The following is a 24502-nucleotide window of genomic DNA, read 5'->3' on the forward strand; positions in this document are numbered from 1 at the left end:
TCTTAATTTAAATGTAGCATAAAAAAACTATAAAACTAGTTATATAAATGTGAAGATTTTATTACAGATAAAAGGTTTTTCAATTAGCGCATTTATGATACACTAATTTTATTAGTATGACACAATTAACGAGGTGATGAGGTGAATAAGACGTATCATTTATTTATTGTCTCTGATTCTGTCGGCGAGACAGCGCATCATTTAGTTCAAGCAGTATCGGGACAATTCCCGCAACAACAAACAGTCTTTCACCGCTATCCTTACATGAAGCGGCTTGAAGAGATTGACCGGGTGATTGCCGAAGCGAAGGATTATCCGTCGTTAATCGTTTTTACGGTGATAGTGCCGGAATTAAAAGAATATTTGCTCCAACAGGCTGAACATTACGGAATCGAAGCAGTGGATGTCATGGCGCCGTTAATGAACGCGTTCGGCAAAGTGTTCGACAGCTCACCGAAGCTCGAGCCCGGATATATCCGCCGGTTAGGCGACGATTATTTTCGGCGGATTGCAGCGATCGAATTTGCAGTGAAATACGATGATGCACAAGAGATGTCGGGAATTAACAATGCTGATATTGTACTGGCTGGTGTGTCGCGGACGTCGAAAACACCGCTGTCCATGTACTTAGCGAACAAAGGTTATTATGCGGCGAATATACCGATTATTCCCGAGGTGCCGCCGCCGAAAGATATTTTTTCAATTCCAAAAGAAAAAATGATCGGCTTGATGATTTCTCCGGAGAAATTGTTGGATATCCGCCGGGAACGCTTGCGGGCGCTCGGTTTGAAACAAGATTCTTCTTACGCGGACCGAAAGCGGATTTTAGCTGAGCTCGATTTTGCTGCGGATGTGCTGAATCAGATCGGCTGTCCGGTGATCGATGTATCAAACAAGGCTGTTGAAGAAACAGCGCAGGATTTATTGGAGCGAATGACACCAACAGGAGGCGGGATTGTATGAATAAGCATGTCTTTATGTTTGACGATACCGATGCAAACGGAAAGGAACTTCTCGGAGGAAAAGGGGCGAACCTCGCCGAAATGACAAGAATCGGCTTGCCGGTGCCATACGGGTTTACGATTTCAACGAAGGCGTGCAACGCCTTTTACGAAGCGGGTGAACAATTGCCTGCGGATGTAAAAAAACAGGTGGATACAGCACTGGAGAAACTTGAGACGACGACTGGCAAAGGATTGGGCGACACAAAAAATCCATTGCTCGTGTCGGTCAGATCAGGCGCGGTGTTTTCGATGCCCGGGATGATGGATACCGTGCTCAATTTGGGGATGAATGACGAGACGGTTGTTTCAATGGCTGAGCTGACAGGGGAACCGAGGTTTGCTTACGATTCATATCGGCGCTTTATTCAAATGTTTTCCGATGTTGTCCTAGGGGTGGACAGTGAAAAGTTTGAACGTAAAATTGAAACGCATAAACAGCTGCATGGATTTTCAGCTGACCCGGATCTGTCGGCGTCTGATTGGAAGACATTGATTAAGCAGTTTCAAACGATTGTCGAACAGGAGACGGGCCGGGCGTTCCCGCAAGACCCGCGCGAACAGATGATTTTGGCGATTCAGGCCGTCTTTGGTTCGTGGAATAATGACCGGGCCCAGCTGTACCGAAAATGGCACGGGATTCCGGGGCATCTCGGAACAGCTGTGAATATTCAAAGCATGGTATTTGGAAATACCGGTAATGATTCCGGGACGGGTGTGGCGTTTTCCCGCAATCCGTCGACCGGGGAAAGCAAGCTCTACGGTGAGTACTTGATCAATGCGCAAGGAGAGGATGTCGTCGCGGGTATTCGCACCCCGCAAGCGATTGAAACGCTTCGTGATTCGATGCCGGACGTTTACCAAACGTTTGCTGAAACTTGCCGACGCCTGGAGAATCATTACCGGGATATGCAAGATATTGAATTTACAATTGAACGGGGAAACCTGTTTATTTTGCAGACGAGAAACGGCAAGCGGACGGCAGAAGCGTCTGTCCGCATCGCTGTGGATATGCATGAAGAGGGGATTTTAACGAAAGATGAAGCGTTAATGCGGGTTGATCCGGAACAGCTCGGACAGCTATTGCATCGGCGTATTGATGAAACGTCTTCGTTTGAAGTTCTTGCGAAAGGGTTGCCGGCTTCTCCCGGGGCAGCGACAGGGAAAGTCGTGTTTTCAGCTGATGATGCAGAAGATAAAAAAGCAGCCGGGGTTCCGGTTATTCTCGTGCGGCCGGAAACAACACCAGACGACATTCACGGAATTATTGCTGCAGAAGCTGTCGTCACAACGCGCGGAGGAATGACAAGCCATGCGGCCGTCGTGGCAAGAGGGATGGGGAAAGCGTGTATCTCCGGATGCAGCGACGTTTCGATTGATTTAGCGAATCAGACGTTTGCTGTTGGCAATACGGAAGTCGCTTACCTGGATACTGTGACGATTAACGGCGGTACCGGAGAATTAATGCTCGGCGAACTGACGATGGCAGACCCGGAACTGTCGGATGAATTTCACCGTCTTCTGTCTTGGGCGGATGACCGTAGACACTTAGGGATTCGGACGAACAGTGATACACCGGATGATGCCGCACGTGCACTTTCCTTCGGAGCAGAAGGAATCGGTCTTTGCCGCACAGAGCATATGTTTATGGATCCGGAGAGGATTCCGGTTGTCCGGGAAATGATCTTGGCTTCGACATCTGCCGACCGGCAACAGGCGCTGGACCGATTGCTGCCGATGCAGGCGGATGATTTCCGCGGTATTTTTGAAACGATGGGAAGCCGCCCGGTGACGATCCGCCTTCTTGATCCCCCGCTGCATGAGTTTCTGCCTGATAAAGAGGAACTAATTAAAGAGACCGCTCAGCTGGAGATCACCGACCCGGCGTCAAGTGAATTAAAGACGAAGAAAGAGCTTCTCCGGGAAGTGCGCCGGCTCGATGAATCGAACCCGATGCTCGGTCATCGCGGCTGCCGTCTCGCCATGGTTTACCCGGAAATATACGCGATGCAAGTGGAAGCGATTATACACGCGGCGATTGACCGGGCGGCAGATGGAGCGGCTGTCCGTCCGGAAATCATGATTCCGCTTGTCGGCCACGTCAATGAGTTAAAAGCGATGCGCCGGCTCGTAAAAGAATCAGCAGACAGAGTACTCAACGAAACAGGTGAATACGTCGCTTATACGATCGGAACGATGATCGAAGTCCCGCGCGCAGCGCTGACTGCGGATGCGATTGCCGCCGAAGCTGATTTCTTTTCGTTTGGAACCAACGACTTAACGCAGACAACGTTCGGTTACAGCCGGGATGATGCCGAAAATAAATTTTTGCAGCGCTACATCGATGATGAAACATTAGCAAATAATCCGTTTATGGTGTTGGATAGCGAAGGTGTCGGGGAACTCGTGAAAATCGGTGTCGAAAAAGGCCGCCGTGTTAAAGAGCAATTAAAAACCGGCATCTGCGGTGAACACGGCGGAGAAACATCCTCAATCGCTTTTTGCCATGCACAACGGCTGGATTACGTCAGCTGTTCGCCTTACCGCGTTCCGCTTGCCCGTCTGGCTGCAGCACAAGCGGCAGTCGTGGAGCAAACGGGGACGGCGAAAGAAAAAATGAACGTTTAATCCTCGCTGCATAAAAAACCCTCTGCTGTCTAAATCAGGACAGCAGAGGGTTTTTGCGTTTCATCCTTACGTTTGTTTTCCTTCTGACGCGCGGTCGGCGCGGCGGAATTTGTCCGCGTATTTAACTTCTTGAGCGGAGCTTAATCCGTTCTCGCGTTCGTTAATTTGACGGTGCGGTTGCTGATTTTTTTCCATTGGAAATGACTCCTTTCATTATCTGTAAAGTTAGGAATCCTCTTCCCGGCTGAAAAACTGTTTAAACATCCGGTCCGGTTTATTTAAAGCGCCGCGTTCCGAACAGAAGCCAAAGCAAGGTGAACAAAACGACTGCGGCTCCTTCCATGCCGAGAATATACCAAGGATGCGGACCGAGGATGTCGAGCAAACTTCCTCCGGCCGGTTTTTCCATGATAAACCAGTAATTACCTCCGGTCAGCAGATTAACGCCGTAAATAAAGGGAAGCAGGATGTTCAAAAAGATCATTGCTTTGATTACACTGATAAAGGGAAGCGGGTAAGCGCGGTGCCATAAGAAATAAAATACGACCCAGATGACAGCGATATGCGTATAAAAGAAGTGCCAGTAACGAAAATGAGGGAAGCCGTATCCGAGTACAGGGGTCACGATCGCTTGTATCGCCCCGCCGATCGCAATTAAGAAGACGATTTGAAACAGTTTTTCATTTCGGTACAGTAACAAGACTATCGTTAAAATAACACTGGAACTGCTGAGTTCCAGCGGTAAGGAAAACCGAACGTCCCAATTACCGTGAAAAACCGCCCAGATATGATAGCCTGATTCGAACAGGATGAGTGAAACGGCAATGCCGACTTCGATCGGCCGTTGAAGCCGGGGAGCGATCAGTCCGCGCGTAAGGTAAACAACGGTGCAGCCAAACACAAAAACAACGATCATGATATTGTGCTCGGCTCCCAATGTCGTGAAAGGCACCTCAGAGTTGTCACCGGCAAACCACATGAGATTCTCCTCCTGTCTTAAAAATCATATTTCGTATACAATGGAACTATCAATATTTTATCAAAAAGGCGGATGGTTCGATGTTGTTATGGATATCAATGGGAATAACAGTGCTTACGCTGTTGATTGTCGGCGCTACGATTATCTATATTTTGAAAGGGAACGGTTAAGATGCTGCCTGATTGGAAAGACCGCGGCATTGTTGCGGGAGGCTGTGTGATCGCGATACTTATTCCCGTACCGGTGATTAATATCTTAATTGTCTATGCGCTTTATCAGCGGTTGCGTACCGACCGCCCATTTGTTGACCATCAACTGCGGCAAAACGTCAACTTTCAAATCAGTATGCAAGTTTATCTTGCCGGGGCGTTTATCTTGCTGTTTGCGCTGCCGTTTCTGCCGGGTTTGTTTTTTCCCGGATCGCTTGATTGGCTGCGGATTCCCTTGGGGCTGGGAATGATCGGGACAAGTGTTTTACTGCTTTTTATCTGGTTTACCATTTTTACGGCGGCGCTAATTTTTGCCGTTTCAGGCCGATGGTTTCAATATCCCTTTTCACTTCAATGGCTCAAATAAAACGCCTTGAGACAATTTTGTCTCAAGGCGTTTTATATTGAAAGTGAATCAGCAAAATGAATCTTTCGGTTTTGGGACAGACAGGCCGAATAAAGGACGTAAAAACAAGGCAAGAAATGTTCCGGCCATCGCAACGACGCCCCATATATAGCCGTGCATGCTGAACGATGCAATCCCGCCGAAATAGGCGCCAATGTTACAGCCAAAAGCGAGCCGCGCGCCGTAACCCATTAACAGACCGCCGATGACAGAAGCGGCAGCGTTGCCTTTTGTAATTTTGCTCAGTTTGAACAGTCCGCCGGCAGCGGAGGCGAGAAACGCACCTAAAATCACACCGAAATTCAGTACCGTCGTTGTGTCAGCAAAAATTGATTGCTGCAGAGCTTGAGCGCTTTCTCCTTGCCAATATCCCCAGCTTGCCGGGTCAAAACCGATCACTTCGGCTCCTTTGGAACCCCAAAGTGCCAGAGCGGAGGTGACCCCCCACGGCTCACCGCGGGTCATCAACGTCAACGCGTTTAAAACCGCTAATACAACGGCTGCAATCACAAGCGGCCAAGCCCCGCGGAAAATCCGCTTAATCCCGGATTCTGTCGGAACGTCGGCCATGCGCGGAGCATTGCGCCGCCGTTCGACAACGAGTGTAATCCAGGCAATCAACCCAAACAAAATGATCGAAGCGGCCCATGCGCCGCCGTAGCCCCAGCCAGTCGTTGTTGCCAGAGAGATCGGTTCAGCGGCAGGCATTTCTTCGGTCCAAAACGGCAAGTGATAGGCGCCGATGGTTGAACCGACAATAAAAAATAACAGTGTAATGAACATAACAGATCGACCGCCGCCGACAGCATAAAGCGTACCGGACGCACAGCCGCCGCCGAGCTGCATGCCGACCCCGAACATAAACGCACCGACAAGCAGGCTGACGCCGACAGGGGCGACATATCCGGCTACCTCCACATCAAAAAAGGAGAGACCGAACGCAAGAATCGGCGCGAAAAGTGTCACAGCGACCGCGAGCATGACCATGTGCGAGCGCAACGCTTGGCCGTTTCCGACCGCCATCAAGCGCCGAAATGCGGACGTGAAACCAAATCGGGCATGAAACAGTGTATAACCGAGCAAGAGGCCGATGATTAACAGAAGCGGGTGCATCGCCTCTTGGCTTGCCATTAAATAAACCAGTAAAACACCGGTTACAATCAACCCGCCAATGATTAATTTTATTTGCGGCGGGCCGAGCGGAGGTGCGCTGGAAGCCAGCGTTTTCGTTTGTTTTTCAGCAGCAGATGTTGTCAATGGATATCCTCCTAATCCTTATTATATTGATCGGAATTATTTATTTATAGTAAAACGTTAAATTTCATTTGTCAAAAAAAACGTGTGATTTTTTTATTTTACTGTTGCAACGGATTAAAGCGAGGCGTAAAATAATGCATTAGATTGAAAAATCTGAGCATTTGAAAGGAGTATAATGAATTATGAAAGGACTTCAGCTTGCAGGTTCGTTTATGAGCCGTTATTTTGCTATTATCGTTATTTTTGTATCTGTTATTGCTTTCTTTACACCTGATGCTTTTGTCTGGATTGCACCGTACATAACAATCCTTTTAGGCGTTATCATGTTTGGAATGGGGACGACAATGCGGCCGGAAGACTTCAAAATTGTTCTGCAAAAGCCGTTTCCAGTTTTATTCGGCGTCGTTGCGCAGTTTGTTGTTATGCCGCTTGCGGCATTAGGGATCGCTTATGCGATGCAGCTGCCGCCGGAACTGGCAGCTGGTCTTGTTTTAGTTGGAGCCTGCCCGGGAGGAACTGCATCGAATGTGATGGTTTACCTCTCCCGCGGTGATGTCCCGGTGTCTGTGGCGATGACATCGGTTTCGACGATGCTTGCGCCGGTGTTGACACCGTTGGCAGTTTTTCTTTTAGCGGATCAATGGCTTCCTGTCGGGTTTGCTGATATGTTCATGAGTATCGTTCAAGTCATTATCATACCGATTGCACTCGGTTTGCTTGTGAGCAAACTCTTGCCGGCAGCAGTCGATCGGGCTCAGTCGGCTTTGCCGATGGTTTCTGTCACGGCGATTTTATTGATTGTTGCCGCAGTCATTTCCGGCAACACAGAAAATCTCGTCACATCAGGAATTGCTGTGTTTACAGCGGTGATCTTGCACAACAGCTTTGGCTTACTGCTCGGTTACTTTACGGCTAAGAGTGTCGGGCTTGATGAAACAAAACGCCGTGCAATTTCAATTGAAGTCGGCATGCAAAACTCAGGTCTCGGCGCTGCACTCGCTACGGCGCACTTTACGCCGATGGCAGCCCTGCCGAGCGCAATATTCTCCGTTTGGCATAACATTTCCGGTCCTGCACTCGTTTCTTTTTGGAACAAAGGCGGATCAGAAGAAATTAACGGCAATGAAAAGGACAAGAGCTGATCAGCTCTTGTCCTTTTTAGTAGCTCGGATACACATACGGCGAGTCAGGTTCGGATGCCCGTTCGATGTCTGCATCTTTAAGTACAGGTACAGTCTCGCCGTTTAATTCCGTTGTGTCGAGCACACCGCTCGCGGTAAACCAGTCATCATCCTCTTTATGAATACACTCGCTTCAAAAAAGAGGATGACCCAGCATCCCGGCTTTCTCCTGCGGGATAGCGAGATAGACGAGACCCTGCAGGGCGTCAGCCCGAAGCGGCTCGGCGCTCGCCCGCGGAAAGAAGCCGGACGATGCGTAGTCATCCGTTCCTTTTAATAGGACATCAATCGATGTCATGACTTTGTCAACACTCTGAGTCCTCGACAAAATGTCGAGGACTCAGGGTTTACGGCAAATAAGCGATGCCGTCCGGATGAATGCCGACATCAATCCGTTCCGTTTCTTTCAACGTTTCCAGCGAAATGACAGAGATGTCATTCGTTTTATTGTTTGCCACGTAAGCATGTGTGCCGTCCGGGTGAAATACAATGCCGCCGGCCCATTTTCCAACCGGAAGTCGCTTGATTTCCCACGGGCGTATTTGACCGTTAATCCGCTGTTCAGTCTGAATGATTGAAACGTCGTCTGATTCGCGGTTGGCAATGAACGCATACTGCCCGTCCGGTGAAAACACGAGGCGGACGGGGATGTGCCCGACGCGCCGTTTGTAGTTCACTTCATAGTCTGTCGTATCCATAATCCAAAGAGTGTCATCATCCTGGTTAGCGACGTAAATCTCTTCGCCCGATGGATGAACAGCGACCCCTTCCGGCCCTTTGCCGACCGGAAAATGATTGACGATTTCTTCTGTTTCCGTATCGATCACCGTAATGTTATCACTGCCGATATTCGGAATGTAGGCGGCTTTACCGTCTGGCGAGAACGATATCATGTGTGAATACGTTTGGTACGTCGGAATAATTTTTCGAATTTCATCTGTTGAGGTATCAATCAAAAAGATTTTTTCACTGAACGTCGAAGCGAGGTAAAGCGTCTTGCCGTCATTCGTTATTCCTACGCCGTGCGGAAAATGAAACTCCTCGTGTGAAATATGACCCGTTATTTCGAAGGTCTTATTATCCATAATATCGACGGTGTTGCCTAGTGAACAGGCAATGTATGTTTTTTGCCCGTCATGGGAAACGACAACTTCATGGGGGTTGTGACTTGTGGCGACAGTCTGTTCTACCTTAGAAGAACGCAAGTTTACAACCGATAAATTGTCTTCATCTTTATTTAATACAATCAGCTTTCCTGTCATCTAATCATCCTTTCAAATGGTTTCGTTGATTTTACCATATGCAGTTCACATTTCGCATCACGAAATAAACACCCTTATGAGTCTTTGTGCTTAATGTAAATCTGGTAAATTTATGTTAAGATGAGCTCTCATTATTTTGAAAAAATGCCTTTACGTTTGGAGGAAAGAAATGCCGATTACACCAGAACAGCTGGCACACCTTTTTCTTGAAGGCAAAGAAGACGAAGCGTTTGATGCGGTAAAGGCCTATCAAGAAACCTATTCAGAGATTGAAATGCTCGAGGAATTTATCACCCCCGCGATGTATGAAGTGGGGTTCTTGTGGGAAGCAAATAAAATCAGCGTAGCAGATGAACACCTTGCGACAGGGATTTGTGATTTTGTCCTGACAGCAGCGGTGAAACCCCGTGCGAAAACAAATTCGTCCGGAAAAACAATCGTTTTGTTTGGGGCGGAAAACGAGGAGCATTACCTCGGGTTAAAAATGGTCGCAGCCGTTTTTCGTGTGAACGGCTGGCAAGTGTATAACATGGGACCGAATATGCCGATTGCCGATGCCATCGCAGGTGTAAAACGCTGGGAGCCTGATGTTGTCGGTGTTTCGACCGGGTTCGCGCCTAATGAAGAGCGGACAGAGCGTTATTTAAATAGATTGATGGCAGCATCGCCAAAAACAGAAATTATTTTGGGCGGACGCTATTCCCGGTTACACAGAAAATTTGAACAAGACAGCCGGCAAGTGACCGTAATCGACCGATTAGAAAATGTGAACAGCTGGCTCAGACAAGATGAAAAAGGAGTCCGTCATGCAACAAGTTAAATCCCCGTGGCCATTTCCAATATTTAAAGTAGATAAAAAGCTGACTGTCATCGAGCAGTCGAGTGATGCGCAACGATTGTTTGGACAGGTATCTTCATTACAAAGCCTCTTGGCGGAAGGCAGCCGGGAAAAAGCTGCATCATTTATCAGCTCGGAGGACGATCATGGTCCAGTTGAACTTTATATGTACAATAAAGAAGGAGAAATGACGCTCGTAGACGGTTACATGTCAAAAGAGAACGATTTGCAGGTTCATCTGATGGTCATTGAAAAAGACAGCAAAATTAAACAAGTCAGCGACCGTCTTACTGAATTGCGCAAGGAGCTGGAACGAAAAAATGAAGAGCTTCTTGATGAAAAAGAACGTGCAGAGAAAATGTTGGCGGAGAATCAGCGCCTATCAGCGCCTTTTATTGAAGTAAGTAAAGGGGTCGGTCTGACACCTCTTTTCGGTGAAATCGATCAAGACAAAATGATCGTTGTCACGCAGCACTTGCTTGAAAGAGCAAATGAAACGAAATCGAAACAAGTGATCATCGATGTGACAGCGTTGGACACGCTGGATATCGAAGGCGTAAAAGCGTTGGAAAAACTGTTTGTCTCGCTCGATGTGATGGGTGTCAATGTGACGGTATCAGGGATTCAAACTGAGCAGGCCAAGAGTATGCAATTGATGAATACAAACGCCAGCGTTCGATATATTTCTTCCCTTGAGAAGGTTTTTTCGTACCAATCTTCATAACAAATCCCCTGCGGCTGTATGACTCAAACAGCTGCAGGGGATTTTTATTCGCCGTTTCACTTGTCATCAGTTTGGGCATCAGGATCTTTTGTTCCCTCACGCTCATCCCATTCCTCATCGGTCATCGGACGGGTATTGTGCAGGAAGAAGGCCAGGATAAGTCCGATAAACGTTAAGACGGTAATCACGAGTGTTGCGATATTTACCCCGACAATATCAGCAGTTGTATCAGCACTTTCTACATGCACTGTTTGCGCAGTTGTCGTCATGATCGTGACTAACAGCGCTGTGCCGACAGATGCCGCAATTTGCCGCATCGTATTATTCATCGCTGCTCCGTGCGGAATTAATTTTCGCGGCAATTCATTTAAGCCGGAAGTTGTCACCGGCATCATGACCATAGAAAAGCCGAACATTCTCAGTGCAAACAAAATCGCGAGCACAGCCATCGTTGTATGCAAATCGACGAAAACAAATCCGGCTGTTGCGACGGTCATGATTGTTAAACCGGTAAATGCAAGCGCCCGGGCGCCGATTTTGTCAAAAATGTACCCGGTAATCGGCGACATAATCCCTGACAGCATTGCTCCCGGGAATAACACGAGGCCCGCTTGCATCGCTGTGTTGCCGAGCATATTTTGCATGTAAAGCGGTATGATCGTTTCCAGCCCGATCAAACCGAGAAAGCCAATCATCCCGATAATCGTCGCGAGTGTAAATGTCCGCAGCTTGAAAACGCGAAATTCAAGCATCGGATGCTTCATTCCGAGCTGGCGGCGGATAAAGAGATAAAGAGCGACAGAGCTTACAGCAAACGACATGAGTGTCATATTTTCTGTCCAGCCAAAGTTGCCGGCGCTTGTAAAACCGTAAAGCAGTCCGCCGAAACCGATCGAAGACAAAATAATTGAGATCGGATCAACTTTCGGGTTTTTCAGGTCGGTAACGTTTTCGAGAATACGGTAAGACACGGCGGTAATGATCAAAATCATCGGCAAAATCAGCCAAAAAAGATAACGCCATTCAAGCGTTTCCGTAATGACCCCGGAAAGCGTCGGTCCGATTGCCGGTGCAAAAGAAATTGTTAAACCGACAAATCCCATAATCGTCCCGCGCTTTTCAACCGGGAAAATCAGCAGAAAGACCGTCTGCATAAGGGGGAGCATCACCCCGGCGCCGGCGGATTGAATGATTCGTCCAATCAATAGAACTTCAAAATTCATCGCGATCCCGCCGATAACCGTTCCGACGGCAAACGTGCCCATCGCAGTTAAAAACAGTTGCCGCGTCGTAAACTTTTCGATTAAAAATGCACTGATCGGTATCATGATACCGTTAACGAGCATAAAAACGGTTGTCAGCCACTGGGCTGTGTTGGCGGTAATGTTCATTTCCTGCATGATCGGCGGAATCGCTGTAATCATCAATGTTTGATTTAGCACCGTGACGAATGCGCCTGACAGGAGCAATGCAGCAATTAATTTTTTATTTGGTCGGCCTGATGCCATATAGCGTGGTCCTTTCTTTCTACTATTTCGGGTTACTAAACTTATGCAAACCGTCATCATTTTATCATTCATGATTGGAAATCGCTACTACAAGAAAACAGTGATTCCGCTTACACATCTCAGTTATGTATGCTAGAATTGCCTTATTACGTGTAAAGGAGCTAGAGCGATGACCTATTGGATGAAACGTTTTTGGACAGCTTTAATCGCTGTACTGACAGTCGGCCTCTACATCCCGCAGCTGGATGCTGATGCGGATACCGATGTAAAAGAAGCCCCAGTGAATCCGTATGATGAGTCGCTTTACACGGGCGAAGAAGACGCCTTCGCCGAAGTGTCTGATACGTCACATCTGAACGAAGACGAAACCGATTTTTCCGCATTAGTCGCTGATGAAGATATATTGCAGTTATTTACAGAACGGGCGAAAGAAGAAACGTTGACCAAACTTGGGCCGAAGATTTCCGGAAAAGTCGAAGATCATATTGCAGAAGAAATTTTTCCGACGATGGAAGAAGCGATTCATACCATTTTTGATGATTGGCCGTCGGATGATTTAACCGTCCTCGAACTGAGAGAACAAAAATCATCGTATACAGGTGAGAAAATTTTTCATATCGTTGATGGCGATAAAAATGAAGATATTGCCCGCTTTCATGTTCGGCGGGATTTAAAGCCGAAAGAAGGATATTGGTTTAATTTTCACTATCATACGCATGATGATAATTTCAGCGGTCATCATGAAATCGGCGAAATCTATTGGGACAAAAACACTCCGCCGAAATGGATGTCATAAAAAATCTTGAGACACAACAAAAGTTGTGTCTCAGACTGTAGACAAACTATATTTTGATGTCAGCCATGAATCCACTACCCTCCGCTTGCCCCGGGCAAAGACTCAGCTAGTATTCGGCGGCCTCGGACCGCCGAATCCGGATCTTCGTCGCTTGCTTTCCCGGAGGCGTCGGAGGAGTGGATGCATGGCTTCTTTTTTATGAATACACTCGCTTCAAAAAAGAGGCTGACCCAGCATCCCGGCTTTCTCCTGCGGGATAGCGAGACAGACGAGACCCTGCAGGGCATCAGCCCGAAGCGGCTCGGCGCTCGCCCGCGGAAAGAAGCCGGACGATGCGTAGTCATCCGTTCTTTTTAATAGGACATCTGACGATATCGTTACTTTGTCTACACTCTGAAAACACAACAAAAGTTGTGTCTTTTTTTAATTTGACTCATTTTTCCTGTGCTTATTTGCTATAATAGTAGGAAATTATGCCTTGATCAGAACTGAGGTTTTCACAGTGAAGCGCTTCTTGCGACCTATGATTGTATTGATAGACAAATTAAAATATCCTGAGAAGTTCACGGTGATCGCGCTGCTGGTGCTTATTTTTGCCGGATCTGTTCTGACTCCCTACGTACAAGAACTGCACGACAAACGTGAGGCGCTCGACGAAGGGATCGATGGAATCGAGATGATCAGCGATGTGCGTGACTTAATCGAAGAGCTGCAGACGCAGCGGGGATTAATGCAAGTCCATTATCAGAATCCGGCCGCTGCAGAAGACTATCTATCTGCCCGTAAGCGAATGTTGAGTTATCTGCGTGAGATTGATGATCATTGGCTTGAAACGATCAGTGATTACGGGGTGCTTAATGAATGGCTGTACATCTATAATGACCTTCACCGTCTTTACGATGAACGTCAAGGTGAACTTGAAGCCCCGTTTCAGCTGTTTGAAGAACAATCGGCTCTTATTCAGCAATTGATCAATTTAATCCACCTCGTTAAAAATCAAACGCTGTATGCGATCGAAACCGACATTGAATCAACCGTGTTAATTAACGAAATGACGAATACGATTTTAAGAGGGGCTGAAACATCGGCCCGTTTGCGCGGAATGGTTTCCGGGCAAATGGCTCACGGTATAGCTCCGGACGTTTACGAAGATGAAATCCGTGTTCAAAAAGGTGTAATTAATAATCTTCGTGAAACGTATATATACGGTAACAGTGTCATTTTTGCTTCTTTTTTAACACATGAAGATTTGCACAAATATTTTTCGGAAAATCAAGACTCGTTAAATGAGCTGTTTTTACATATCGGCAGTTTTTTGGCAGATGGAACGATTGGCGCGGGAGCCGGTGATTTTTTTGCCGAGTCTACGGAGTCGGTGGATTCGTATTACAGCATTTTCGATGAAATTATCCCGCTGATTGAAACGGATCTTGCTGAACGCTCGGCAGCGGTTGATCGGAGTCTGCTGTTTTCGTTCGGGGCATTCGGCTTCGTTATGTTGGGACTTCTCTATGTTTTTGCCGGTTTCTATTACTCGGTCGTTCGGACAGTATCTGAATTATCCTCAACTTCTGAGCAAGTGGCAGCCGGAGATTTTACAGTCAGAGCAGCGTTAAATACAAACGATGAAATGCAAACGATCGGGACGACGTTTAATCATATGATCGGACAAGTCGATGGTTTGTTTTCGGAGAATTTGAGCGTGTTGCGGGATTTGCAGTCAAGCGAACAGCGTTTTAAGTCTTTGTTTGACTACAACCCTGAGCTTGTCGCCCGTTTTGACAAGGAAGGGAAAGTTCAAGAGCTGAATCCGGCTTTTCAAAAACGAATCGGTCTTGATGTTGAAACCGGCAGCGACCTCTCTGTTTTTGAAAAATACATCAGCCGCGAGGATCGTATCAATGCGGGACGCTGCTTTTACCGTTCATTTCAAGGGGAAACGGTCGAGTATATGCTCAAAGTTGTCAATCGCAGAGGGGAGCTTTTACATTTAGATGTTATGAATGTGCCGATTATTGAAAACGGGGAAGTTACCGGGCTTTTTTGGCTTGCCAAAGACGTGACATCGGAGTATGAGCGGGAGAACCGTGAAAAACAGGTGCGAAAGCGGACGCAACAGCAAAATGAGACGATCTTGGCACTGTCGTTATCATCGAACTGGGACAGCGAAACGATGATTGATGAGATTGTTCACAGCGTCTCGAATGTTTTGCACCGTGAACGAACAACAGTTTGGCTCGAAGGAGCCGACGGTTTTCGTTTAGAGACGCTCTATGATCCTTACAGTACTGTCAGCGAAAAAGGTTTGCACGTCCCGGAAAACGAATTGCGAAAACTGCGAGACGATTTTTTGCGCGGATTAAATATTCAGCTGGAAAATGTCGATGAAATCATCCGGACACAGCCGGTTGCCGGACAGTACTTTGATGCAAACGGAATTAAAGCCGCGCTGATCACTCCGGTCCATACAAAAGGAGAAGTGCGCGGCGCGGTTATTAGTGAATCGCGGATTGATGGGAAAGTATGGGAAAAAGACGAAGAACGTTTCGTCCAATCTGCTGCACAGCTGATTGCGACCGCTTTGGAGAGACAGGCGACGCGTGAACGGGAAAAAGAAGTGCACAAGATGGCGTTTTTTGATGAATTAACGGGTCTGCCGAACCGGCGGCATTTTCAGCAAAAGTTAGAGAAGGAATTAACGGCCAATCAAGATGAAGAGACAACGAAGGCTGTTTTATGCTTGGATTTGGATATGTTCAAACATATTAATGATACGTGGGGGCATTCAGCCGGGGATGAATTGCTGCAAGTTGTTACCGCACGCTTGCAGCAAGAATCAGGCGAAGGTGTATTTGTATCGAGGTTTGGCGGAGATGAATTCATGCTGATCATTTCCCCGGCCCGCAGTGATAAAGGTGTCTATGAACAAGTTGAACATCTAAAGCAACTGTTCGACAAGCCGTTTAAATTGGGAGATGCCGACGTTTATACAACGTCAAGCATGGGGGTCAGCCTGTTTCCCGGCGACAGCAGCGACGCGGAAGAACTGATCAAAAATGCTGATATGGCGATGTACGAAGCAAAGAAAAACGGCCGGAACAAGTACGTGTTTTTTCATCAAACGTTGTACGAAAGCCGGTTGAAACGGATTGAACTTGAGGGTGATCTGCGCAGAGCCGTCGCAAACAGCGAGTTGCAATTGCATTATCAGCCGCAAGTCAATTTACAAACCGGAGAATTAAGCGGTGCCGAAGCTCTCGCAAGGTGGCACCACCCTAAACTAGGCGAGATTTCACCGCAAGACTTTATTCCGCTTGCCGAAGATACAGGTTTAATCATCCCGCTCGGGAACGGATTGATTTATGAGGCGTGCCGCTCGCAACGGCAGTTTCTCGACTGGAACTTGCCGCCGGTTCCGCTCAGTGTTAACGTATCGGTAATTCAATTAATGGATGAAAGGATCGTCGACGAGTTCCGCACCAATCTGGCCCGCTTTCACCTCGATCCGTCGCTTATTTGGCTTGAAGTGACAGAAAGTATCAGTGCAGCCCATTTCGATACGATCAAAAACTGTCTGGAGAAAATCAGACAGATCGGTGTGAAAGTATCGATTGACGATTTCGGGACGGGACACTCTTCACTGAGTTATTTGAAATCATTTCCCGTCGATGTCTTGAAAATTGACCGCTCGTTTATCGAGACGATTCATGAAAGTGAAGAAAATCAGGCGATCGTTCGCTCGATCTTCGAGATGGCCAAAGGACTGAAGCTTACCGTCATTGCTGAAGGAATTGAAACATCCGCTCAGTTGACTTGGATTCGTCATGAACAAACGATTTACGGCCAAGGATATTACTTTTCCAAGCCGCTCTCTGCCGAAAATTATCGCGATTATGTGCATCATAACCATTTTCTAAATACGTAAAACCAGCCGGAACGTTTTATACTGAACGTTCCGGCTGCTTGATTCAAAGTGAATTCGTGAAAAATCTCCTGAAATCCGCTAAAATAGAATAAGCGATGACCGCTTGATCACAAACGGAGGGACAGTATGAAAGCATTAAAGGAGATAGCGAAAGCACAAACAAAAGAACGGGCGATACTTATTGCCGGATCGTTGTTGATGGGAATAACGATTGTTGCAATGGCTTATTTTATTGTCGCCGTCGTTGATTTAGTCTTTTTACAGGGAGCGTCTTTTCACGAAACGACGGGTTACCTCTTCGGATTAGCTGCTGTTTTACTGTTGCGTGCACTTTTGACTTACTTAAACGGCCGAACCGGCATTTATATGGCTGCGAAAATCAAAGCGCGCTTTCGTAAAAATCTCGCCGATACATATCGGAAAAACCCGCTAGAAACGGCGATAACAGGTCAAACAGGGGAAAAAGTCAGTGTTTATGTCGATGCTGTCGATGATATTGACGGTTATTTTCGCAATTACTATCCTCAGCTGATGCAATCATCGGTAGTACCCCTTGTTTTACTTGGGGCGATTTTTTATGCGAACTGGATCTCGGGACTGATCATTCTCGTTACAGCCCCTTTTATCCCGATTGCGATGATTGTTGTCGGCAAAAATGCCGAGAAAAAATCGGAAGAACAAATGGAAGAATTGAACCGGTTTTCCGGAACATTTCTTGATATATTGCAAGGACTCGCTACGCTGAAGTTTTTCGGCCGTTCAAAAGAAAAAGCGGATGTGCTGGAAAAAAGCAGCCTTGCTTATCGTGATCAAACGATGGGCGTATTGCGTGTCGCCTTTTTAACATCGCTGATGCTCGAATTTATTTCCATGCTCAGTATTGCGATTGTGGCGCTTGAGGTCGGGTTGCGCCTCGTCATTTATGACCAGTTAAGCTTTTTTACCGCTTTTTTCGTGTTGATTTTAACTCCGGAATTTTTTGCTTCATTAAAAGAACTCGGCACTGCCTTTCATAACGGTAAAGCGAGCACCGGTGCTGCGGAACGCGTTATGGGCGAGTTGAACAAGGACGATAAAGAACCGCAGAGAGCGAAAAAAGATGTGCAATATCGAATAGAATCAAAAGACACCCCGCCTGAAATCACGCTTGAAGCAGTGCGTTTTTCATACCGTGATGATTCAGCAGTCATTAAAGGGGTTGATGCGGTGATTCCGAGCGGTTCGCAAACGGCGGTCATCGGTCCGAGCGGGGCCGGGAAAACGACTGTTTTGAACCTTTTGGCCGGTTTGGCACAACCCGATGAAGGAACGGTTTCCGTTAACGGCGTCGATCTTCAGGCGATCTACGAAGAGGATTGGTTCAGGCAAATCAGTTACATTACACAAGAACCGTATATTTTTTCTGGGACGATTCGTGAGAATGCTGTCATCGGGATGGATGCTGATGTTTCCGGGCCAGAACTGGAAGAGGCTGTTGAGAAGGCAGGAATGCGGCCGGTGATTGAGGAACTCCCCGACGGTTTTGCGACCGTTGTCGGCGAAGGAGGACGGCAGCTCTCCGGCGGAGAAAAGCAGCGGCTCGCGCTTGTGCGCGCGTTTTTAAAAAAGCCCTCGGTCATTCTGTTTGATGAGCCGACGGTAGGTTTGGATCTGCGTACAGAACGGATTTTGCGGCGTTCGATCGAGGAGTTATCACAGGGGGCGACGATGATTACTGTTGCGCACAGACTTCATACGATCCGTCATGCTGACCAGCTCCTCTATTTAGAAGGCGGTATTTTACAAGGGCAAGGGACGCATGAAGAGCTGTTAGCGAAGTTGCCGGCTTATCAAGAAATGGTTCGTGTTCATCGAGGAGGTGCCCAGCAGTGAAAGCATTAAAAACGATTACACAGCTGATGTTTACGGAGAAAAAAGACTTGCTTCTCTCCATTTTATTTGGTGTCCTCGCAGGCCTCGGCGCAGTTGCACTGTTTGCCAACAGCGGCTATTTAATTTCAACGGCCGCTATTATGCCGCCGTTTTATGTTTTGACGATCAGCATTGCGATGCTCCAGCTCTTCAGCGTCACCCGGGCCGTGACTCGCTACATCGAACGCTTGTATTCGCACCGCGGGACGTTTACGATTTTAAGCAAACTGCGGATGTATTTTTACTGGCGGCTTGAACCTCTTGCACCGCGCATTTTTGAACGCTACCGCAGCGGAGAACTGCTTGCAAGAATTGTCGGCGATGTCGAGAGTTTGCAAAATTACTTTTTACGGGTGATTTATCCGCCCGTCGTAGCGATCATCGTATTTTTAGCAACGATCGCGTTTGCCTCGGTTTTTTCCTGGGAAATTGCGCTTTTGTTATTGATCGGCCTGACCGTTACGAGTGTGTTAGTCCCGGTTTGGTTCAGTTACCGGCAGAAGGTGACAGCGAATAAACTCCGGCAGCGCCGCGGAGAGTTGTCGACGGAAACGACAGAATTTCTTTACGGGTTTCGTGACTTGAAAATCAATCAAAAGCTTAAACATCAGCAAGACAAAATGGAAAATGCATCAAACCAACTGATCGAAGGGCAATCGGACGAAGCGAAACAGACACTCTTTAATCAGACAGTGAATCAAGCGTTTGCGTTTATCATTTCTGTTGCCGTCTTAGCCTTAGGCGCATATCTGACTGCCGCCGGCGAGATGCAAGGTGTATATCTCGCGATGCTTGTGATGGTTTCTTTAACCGTTTTTGAAAATACGACGCCGATCGCATCGGTTCCGGTATATTTTGAGGACAGCCGCAAAGCATCGGACCGGCTGTTACACGATGTGGCGGAAACCGATCAAGAAAATCAAAGCGCACAAGACACTGAGAACGAGTGGACGCCGCAAAACCCGGTTTCGATTACAGCTGAGCGGGTTTCATTGCCGGGGGATCGTCCGGGAAAACCGATCTTAAAAGATCTTTCCCTTCATGTAGAAAAGGGAGAACATGTAGCTGTAGTCGGACCGAGCGGCGCCGGTAAATCGGCGCTTCTCCATACGCTCCTCGGCATCTTCACTCCCGCTGAAGGGACGGTCAAGTGGGGAGATCAAAAGATTGCGGCGTGCGCGCAGGAATCTTTGTGGCAAGGAGCGAATATTATCGCGCAGACAAGCCATTTCTTTTACGGAACAGTCCGGGATAATTTGCAGCTTGCCGGCGATCATTTGCATGATGATCAGCTGCGCTCGGTGCTAGATAAAGTACAGCTTTACGACATTGCACTTGATGATGAGATGAAAGAAAAAGCAGCTAATCTTTCCGGCGGAGAGAAACAGCGTCTTACACTTGCCCGTGTACTGCTGAAAGCGAAGCCGAACTGGTTTTTTGATGAGCCGCTGTCGTCTGTCGACCCGGTAACAGAACAGCGTCTTCTCCAAGACTGGCTGGCCGCGGCGGCGGGGGAAACAGTTGTTTATATCAGCCATCGGCTTGTCGGGCTTGAACAAATGGACCGGATTATTGTGATGGAAGACGGAGCGATTATCGAAGAAGGTTCATTTTCTGAGCTGATTGCCAGAAAAGGCGTCTTTTATGAGCTGAAAGCGATCGAGGATGAAGTCATACCGGCGCTTAATTAAAAAGTGAAGCCTCCGCTTATTCAAGCGGAGGCTTCAGAGTGTTGACAAAGTCATGACATCGTTAGATGTCCTAATTAAAAGGAACGGATGACGACGCATCGTCCGGCTTCTTTCACCTGAAGGTATCACTGCGACATCGGCTCAAAAAGACTTCGCCGTGTCTTACTAGTACGCGGGCGAGCACCGAGCCGATTCGGGCTGATGCCCTGTAGGGTCTCGCCTGTCTCGCTATCCCGCAGGAGAAAGCCGGGATGCTGGGTCATCCTCTTTTTTGCAGCGAGTGTATTCATAAAAAAGAAGCCATGCATCCACTCCTCCGACGCCTCCGGGAAAGCAAGAGACGAAGATCCGGATTCGGCGGCCTCAGGCCGCCGAATCCTAGCTGAGTCCTTGCCCGGGGCAAGCGGAGGATAGTGGATTCATGGCTGACATAAAAATATAGTTTGTCTACAGTCTAAAGCCTCCGCTTTTTCAAGCGGAGGCTTTTGTTGTGCGGTTATTAAAGAGCCCATTTTCGGTCACTTGTAAAGGCGATCGTCAACCACAGCTTGCTGTCCTCATTTAACAGCTTATTATTTAACATTTCGCGGACACGGTCTTGATCTTTAACCGTCTGCACTTTTGAATCGGGCTGGACGACAAAATCTATTTCAACCCAAAGGGTGCGGCCGATTTTGGTCACCCGGACGAACGATTCAGCCAGTTTGAAGCGTTCTTCCGCTTCGGCGACAAATGTGTCAATATGCGAAGTGATTTGTTTGTCCGGCTTCATTTCCAGCACTTCCTTTAATGCTGTCCGCATTTCCCGAACGGGGTATTTCAAAAAGTAAACGGACACGAGTATGAGCATGACCGGATCGACGTACGGTACCCACGGATTTAAAGCAGGAATATATTGAAACACCGAGGCAAGAATAAATCCTGCGAGCACGCCGGCTGTGATCAATGTGTCCATCAGCCATTGATTGGCTTCGGCTTTAATTAAGCCGGAAGCTGTTTTTTTAGCATGTTTGTTCAAATATAAATAGTAACCGTAACAAGCTGCTGTTCCAAGTGCTGCATAAAGTAAAGCAATACCGACTGCCACGTCTCTGCCGCCGGTGAAAACAGCATGAACAGCTGAGAGCAGCGACAGGATGACTAATAAAAGGATGACGCTGTATTTAAATAAAATCACCAGCGGTTCTACCATGTTTTTGCCGAAAGGGAAACGCTCTTCATCGTTTTTCCCGATAAAAACGGCAGCAGCGAGTGAAAGGTAGGAGAGCGCAACGATGATCATCGAATATAAGCCGTCAAATAAGACAATATGCGAACCGGACAGGACGCCGAGAAAAATGCCGGCAAATGAAAAGGCAACAGCGCCAATGACCGACATCGCTAATACATTGCGTTCGATTTTAACGTTTGGTGACATGTGCACTCCCCCTTTTTTAAGATCATGATTAAAAAATGTTACGGCTGCAATGCTCTGCGTAAAAAGACGAAGCATTCATGCTTCGATTGTTCTGGGTTTTCACTTAAAGCGCCGGATAAATAAAACGATTCAGCTGCGTGTTCGATAAAGCCGACGGTGTAGTTGGCGGCGTAAGCAAACGGCGTGTCGGTCTGAATCTCACCGGTATCTTGAAGAGAGACGAACTTTGACATCAGCCATTCGTAATACGGCGCATAAATTTGCTCCCATGTTTCAAAGGAATGGTAAAACGCCATACCGGAATAAATAAACGTAATCAAATCTTTATATTCTTCAGTGATCGTATAGGTAATCTCAATCAGCTTTTTAAGAAGTTCATCCAATGAAGCAGGTTCTTTTGGAAAGGCTTCTTTCGTGCGATCGAGCTGTATATCAAAAATTTCTCTCGCGATCGCCGGGATCAGTTCATTTTTGGTTTTGAAATAAAGGTAAAAGGTTCCTTGGGCCACTCCTGCGCGGCCGACAATCTGTGAAACGGACGTTTTTTCAAATCCTTGTTCCCGGATAACATCAATGGCCGTATTGATTAACAGGCTGCGTTTATCGGCGGACATCGCCATTCCTCCTAAACATTTGTGACTGACTGTCAGTCAGCGAATTCTTATTTTACGGTATTTATGCCGGATTGTCAAATGGAAAAGACCCCGCTGATAGGAATCAGCGAGGTCTTGCGTATAGACGGATTTATACTTTTTCAGCTGTTCCCTTTGCGACAACGGCATAGATGTTGTTTTTCTCGCTGCTTTTTTCGATCAGCGTGTGACCTGTGCTTTTACACCAAGCATCGACATCGCGAATGAAGCCCGGGTCAGTGACGGTGATTTTGACTGTTTGCCCTTCGTCCATTCCTTTTACAGCTTTGTGTAAATTCATGATCGGTCCCGGGCAGGACAGTCCGGTGGCATCGATTGTTTGATCGGCTTGCTGATGTTGATACGCGGCGAAGTCAGCTGCATTTTCTTCACTTTCCGGCGCTTCTTCAAGCGAGGAAGGGGAACAATCGTTGTTTACACACGCATACGTTTTGTAACCGCCGCTTAAGTTCACTGTTTCCTTGCCGTGCTGTTCTAAGATGCGTGTAGCAAGGTAACCGCGAAGACCGACTTGGCACGTGATATAAACAGGTTGATCGTCCGGAAATTCGCTGATCCGGTCACGGATCTCATCGAGCGGGATGTTAACCGATCCTGGTATAGCGCCCATGTCGACTTCGAGCGGATCACGGACATCGACGAGAAAACCTCCGTCAGCAACGATTTGATCAATTTCGTCGTGATGGACGATCGTTAAGTCTCCGTCGGCCACGTGACTTGCAACGTATCCGAGCATATTTACAGGGTCTTTCGCCGAGCCGTAAGGCGGAGCGTAAGCCAGCTCCAGTTCAGGCAGATCAAAAACAGTCAGTCCGCCTTTAATGGCAGTGGCTAAAACATCAATCCGTTTATCGACTCCGTCCATACCGACGCCTTGAACGCCGAAAATTCGTCCGTCTTCCGGGTCGAACGTCATTTTAAGCGAAACAGGCGATCCGCCCGGATAATAACCGGCGTGCGAAGCAGGATGAACATGGACAGCTTTATAAGACACCCCGAGCTTTTTCAACGTTTTCTCATTGTTGCCGGTAGCTGCTACCGTGTAATCAAAAACTTTAGCGATCGAAGTGCCGAGCGTTCCTTTATAACGGGTTTTCTTGCCGTAAATCGTATCTGCGACGATGCGCCCTTGGCGGTTGGCCGGCCAAGCGAGCGGTACCATCGTCGGCGTCTTTTGATTGTAATCTTTCACTTCTACGGCGTCGCCGATCGCATAAACGTGCGGGTCATCGGTTTGCATGTAGTCATTCACAACGATGCCGCCCCGATCGCCGATTGCGAGGTCGGCGTTTTTCGCCAGTTCATTTTCCGGCTGTACACCGATCGAGAGAATTGTCAGGTCGCTTGTCAGCGTCTCTCCGCTTTGCAGCTGAATTTGACTGCCTTCATGTTCAAACGATTTTACGCCGTCGCTTAAAATTAAGTTGGCTTTCGTGCGAATATGTTCATGCACGATTGACGCCATTTCATAATCGAGCGAGGCCATGACTTGGTCGGCCATCTCGACGACGGTGACTTCGATACCTAGATCATGCAAGTTCTCAGCCATCTCTAAACCGATGAATCCGCCGCCGATTACGACAGCTTTTTGCGGATTGCGGCCGTCAACCCAGGCTTTAATTTGATCGGTATCCGGCACGTTGCGGAGCGTAAAGAGCTGCTTCGCTTCATTTAAACCGGGAATCGGCGGAACGATCGGCCGCGCGCCCGGTGAAAGAATCAGTTCGTCGTAGGCTTCTGTATATGTTTCACCGGTTTGAACGCGTTTAACTGTCACCGTTTTTTCGTTACGGTTGATCGCGGTAACTTCGGTTAAATTGCGGATGTCTAAATTAAACTTGCGTGACATTCCTTCGACGGTTTGGACGAGCAGTTTTTCCCGGTCGTCTATTGTGCCGCCGATATAATAAGGCAATCCGCAGTTAGCAAAAGAAATGTGTTCTCCTTTTTCAAACATAACAATATCCGATGTTTCATCAATTCGGCGCAATCTTGCAGCAGCGGTAGCTCCGCCGGCAACCCCGCCGACAATAATAATTTTTTTACTCATGAATAATGACCTCCTTGATCATTCAAACACTATTTGTGAATGGTTTAACTTGATACCCTAATAGGT

21 protein-coding genes are annotated in these 24502 nt (G+C 47.5%); 10 read left to right on the forward strand and 11 right to left on the reverse strand.

What is annotated here, in order from left to right:
- Positions 1-141: 141 nt before the first annotated feature.
- Both EDD67_RS08685 and ppdK read left to right on the forward strand, forming a co-directional pair.
- Complete coding sequence (locus EDD67_RS08685; protein ID WP_121440328.1) at positions 142-963, forward strand: pyruvate, water dikinase regulatory protein; 822 nt, start codon at positions 142-144, stop codon at positions 961-963.
- A complete protein-coding gene (gene ppdK / locus EDD67_RS08690) occupies positions 960-3629 on the forward strand; it encodes a pyruvate, phosphate dikinase (protein WP_121440329.1) in 2670 nt (889 codons plus the stop codon). The genes EDD67_RS08685 and ppdK overlap by 4 nt, the downstream gene beginning before the upstream one ends.
- Positions 3630-3695: 66 nt before the next feature.
- Here ppdK and EDD67_RS08695 read toward each other — a convergent pair whose 3' ends face one another.
- Together EDD67_RS08695 and EDD67_RS08700 are read right to left on the reverse strand one after the other, a co-directional pair.
- Positions 3696-3824 carry a YfhE family protein gene (locus tag EDD67_RS08695; protein WP_121440330.1) on the reverse strand — a complete coding sequence of 43 codons (129 nt, stop codon included), beginning with the start codon at positions 3822-3824 and terminating at the stop codon, positions 3696-3698.
- A gap of 79 nt (positions 3825-3903) precedes the next feature.
- A complete protein-coding gene (locus EDD67_RS08700) occupies positions 3904-4608 on the reverse strand; it encodes a YwaF family protein (RefSeq protein WP_121440331.1) in 705 nt (234 codons plus the stop codon).
- A 171-nt stretch (positions 4609-4779) separates the two neighbouring features.
- On the opposite strand from EDD67_RS08700, the gene EDD67_RS08705 reads away from it, so the two are divergent.
- Positions 4780-5184 (forward strand): magnetosome magnetite crystal formation protein family, encoded by a 405-nt coding sequence (locus tag EDD67_RS08705; protein ID WP_121440332.1) that lies wholly within the window; start codon positions 4780-4782, stop codon positions 5182-5184.
- A gap of 48 nt (positions 5185-5232) precedes the next feature.
- Here the strand turns inward: EDD67_RS08705 and EDD67_RS08710 are convergent, their stop codons facing one another.
- A complete protein-coding gene (locus EDD67_RS08710) occupies positions 5233-6480 on the reverse strand; it encodes a YeeE/YedE family protein (RefSeq protein WP_318272098.1) in 1248 nt (415 codons plus the stop codon).
- Between the two features lie 182 nt (positions 6481-6662).
- Between EDD67_RS08710 and EDD67_RS08715 the strand changes: the two genes are divergently transcribed.
- The gene (locus EDD67_RS08715) at positions 6663-7622 is read left to right on the forward strand and encodes a bile acid:sodium symporter family protein (RefSeq protein WP_121440333.1); all 960 of its coding nucleotides are present in this window, start codon (positions 6663-6665) and stop codon (positions 7620-7622) included.
- Positions 7623-7638: 16 nt separating this feature from the next.
- Here the strand turns inward: EDD67_RS08715 and EDD67_RS14220 are convergent, their stop codons facing one another.
- Genes EDD67_RS14220 through EDD67_RS08720 form a run of 3 tightly spaced genes read right to left on the reverse strand, consistent with a single transcriptional unit; the run spans position 7639 to position 8923 of the window.
- Positions 7639-7785 (reverse strand): TIGR03943 family putative permease subunit, encoded by a 147-nt coding sequence (locus EDD67_RS14220; protein ID WP_338420266.1) that lies wholly within the window; start codon positions 7783-7785, stop codon positions 7639-7641.
- A 9-nt stretch (positions 7786-7794) separates the two neighbouring features.
- Positions 7795-7959, reverse strand: coding sequence for a hypothetical protein (locus EDD67_RS13925; protein ID WP_154718768.1), 165 nt, complete (start codon positions 7957-7959; stop codon positions 7795-7797).
- A gap of 49 nt (positions 7960-8008) precedes the next feature.
- The gene (locus tag EDD67_RS08720) at positions 8009-8923 is read right to left on the reverse strand and encodes a YncE family protein (protein ID WP_121440334.1); all 915 of its coding nucleotides are present in this window, start codon (positions 8921-8923) and stop codon (positions 8009-8011) included.
- 169 nt (positions 8924-9092) lie between these two features.
- Here EDD67_RS08720 and EDD67_RS08725 point away from each other — a divergent pair, with 169 nt between their 5' ends.
- Together EDD67_RS08725 and EDD67_RS08730 are read left to right on the forward strand one after the other, a co-directional pair.
- Positions 9093-9743 carry a cobalamin B12-binding domain-containing protein gene (locus EDD67_RS08725; RefSeq protein WP_121440335.1) on the forward strand — a complete coding sequence of 217 codons (651 nt, stop codon included), beginning with the start codon at positions 9093-9095 and terminating at the stop codon, positions 9741-9743.
- Positions 9730-10485 (forward strand): STAS domain-containing protein, encoded by a 756-nt coding sequence (locus EDD67_RS08730; RefSeq protein WP_158638244.1) that lies wholly within the window; start codon positions 9730-9732, stop codon positions 10483-10485. The genes EDD67_RS08725 and EDD67_RS08730 overlap by 14 nt, the downstream gene beginning before the upstream one ends.
- Before the next feature lie 56 nt (positions 10486-10541).
- Here the strand turns inward: EDD67_RS08730 and EDD67_RS08735 are convergent, their stop codons facing one another.
- On the reverse strand, positions 10542-11993 hold the full coding sequence (locus tag EDD67_RS08735; protein WP_121440337.1) for an MDR family MFS transporter: 1452 nt from the start codon (positions 11991-11993) through the stop codon (positions 10542-10544).
- 169 nt (positions 11994-12162) lie between these two features.
- On the opposite strand from EDD67_RS08735, the gene EDD67_RS08740 reads away from it, so the two are divergent.
- The gene (locus EDD67_RS08740; RefSeq protein WP_121440338.1) at positions 12163-12789 is read left to right on the forward strand and encodes a YpjP family protein; all 627 of its coding nucleotides are present in this window, start codon (positions 12163-12165) and stop codon (positions 12787-12789) included.
- A gap of 213 nt (positions 12790-13002) precedes the next feature.
- Here the strand turns inward: EDD67_RS08740 and EDD67_RS08745 are convergent, their stop codons facing one another.
- Positions 13003-13197, reverse strand: a complete 195-nt coding sequence (locus EDD67_RS08745; protein ID WP_123875826.1) for a hypothetical protein — start codon at positions 13195-13197, stop codon at positions 13003-13005.
- 70 nt (positions 13198-13267) lie between these two features.
- Here EDD67_RS08745 and EDD67_RS08750 point away from each other — a divergent pair, with 70 nt between their 5' ends.
- From EDD67_RS08750 to cydC, 3 genes are all read left to right on the forward strand, one after another.
- Positions 13268-16714 (forward strand): EAL domain-containing protein, encoded by a 3447-nt coding sequence (locus EDD67_RS08750; RefSeq protein ID WP_123875827.1) that lies wholly within the window; start codon positions 13268-13270, stop codon positions 16712-16714.
- A gap of 126 nt (positions 16715-16840) precedes the next feature.
- Complete coding sequence (cydD, locus tag EDD67_RS08755; protein WP_121440340.1) at positions 16841-18586, forward strand: thiol reductant ABC exporter subunit CydD; 1746 nt, start codon at positions 16841-16843, stop codon at positions 18584-18586.
- On the forward strand, positions 18583-20316 hold the full coding sequence (cydC, locus tag EDD67_RS08760) for a thiol reductant ABC exporter subunit CydC (protein WP_121440341.1): 1734 nt from the start codon (positions 18583-18585) through the stop codon (positions 20314-20316). Before cydD ends, cydC begins: the two co-directional genes overlap by 4 nt.
- A gap of 499 nt (positions 20317-20815) precedes the next feature.
- On the opposite strand, the gene EDD67_RS08765 is transcribed toward cydC, so the two are convergent.
- From EDD67_RS08765 to EDD67_RS08775, 3 genes are all read right to left on the reverse strand, one after another.
- A complete protein-coding gene (locus EDD67_RS08765) occupies positions 20816-21733 on the reverse strand; it encodes a cation diffusion facilitator family transporter (RefSeq protein ID WP_158638245.1) in 918 nt (305 codons plus the stop codon).
- Positions 21734-21771: 38 nt separating this feature from the next.
- Positions 21772-22347, reverse strand: coding sequence for a TetR/AcrR family transcriptional regulator (locus EDD67_RS08770; protein WP_158638246.1), 576 nt, complete (start codon positions 22345-22347; stop codon positions 21772-21774).
- A 130-nt stretch (positions 22348-22477) separates the two neighbouring features.
- Positions 22478-24436: a CoA-disulfide reductase gene (locus tag EDD67_RS08775; RefSeq protein ID WP_121440345.1), complete on the reverse strand. Its 1959-nt coding sequence runs from the start codon at positions 24434-24436 to the stop codon at positions 22478-22480.
- Positions 24437-24502 lie beyond the last annotated feature (66 nt).

It is taken from the genome of Salisediminibacterium halotolerans (assembly GCF_003814815.1).
Lineage (GTDB): Bacteria > Bacillota > Bacilli > Bacillales > Salisediminibacteriaceae > Salisediminibacterium > Salisediminibacterium halotolerans.

Coding starts and splice junctions, on each gene's coding strand:
- EDD67_RS08775 (WP_121440345.1), bottom strand. CDS start 24,436: ATGAGTAAAAAAATTATTATTGTCGGCGGGGTTGCCGGCGGAGCTACC.
- EDD67_RS08720 (WP_121440334.1), bottom strand. CDS start 8,923: ATGACAGGAAAGCTGATTGTATTAAATAAAGATGAAGACAATTTATCG.
- cydD (WP_121440340.1), top strand. CDS start 16,841: ATGAAAGCATTAAAGGAGATAGCGAAAGCACAAACAAAAGAACGGGCG.
- EDD67_RS08730 (WP_158638244.1), top strand. CDS start 9,730: ATGCAACAAGTTAAATCCCCGTGGCCATTTCCAATATTTAAAGTAGAT.
- EDD67_RS08700 (WP_121440331.1), bottom strand. CDS start 4,608: ATGTGGTTTGCCGGTGACAACTCTGAGGTGCCTTTCACGACATTGGGA.
- EDD67_RS08770 (WP_158638246.1), bottom strand. CDS start 22,347: ATGTCCGCCGATAAACGCAGCCTGTTAATCAATACGGCCATTGATGTT.
- EDD67_RS13925 (WP_154718768.1), bottom strand. CDS start 7,959: ATGACATCGATTGATGTCCTATTAAAAGGAACGGATGACTACGCATCG.
- ppdK (WP_121440329.1), top strand. CDS start 960: ATGAATAAGCATGTCTTTATGTTTGACGATACCGATGCAAACGGAAAG.
- EDD67_RS08765 (WP_158638245.1), bottom strand. CDS start 21,733: ATGTCACCAAACGTTAAAATCGAACGCAATGTATTAGCGATGTCGGTC.
- EDD67_RS08725 (WP_121440335.1), top strand. CDS start 9,093: ATGCCGATTACACCAGAACAGCTGGCACACCTTTTTCTTGAAGGCAAA.
- EDD67_RS08695 (WP_121440330.1), bottom strand. CDS start 3,824: ATGGAAAAAAATCAGCAACCGCACCGTCAAATTAACGAACGCGAGAAC.
- EDD67_RS08740 (WP_121440338.1), top strand. CDS start 12,163: ATGACCTATTGGATGAAACGTTTTTGGACAGCTTTAATCGCTGTACTG.
- EDD67_RS08715 (WP_121440333.1), top strand. CDS start 6,663: ATGAAAGGACTTCAGCTTGCAGGTTCGTTTATGAGCCGTTATTTTGCT.
- EDD67_RS08705 (WP_121440332.1), top strand. CDS start 4,780: ATGCTGCCTGATTGGAAAGACCGCGGCATTGTTGCGGGAGGCTGTGTG.
- EDD67_RS08735 (WP_121440337.1), bottom strand. CDS start 11,993: ATGGCATCAGGCCGACCAAATAAAAAATTAATTGCTGCATTGCTCCTG.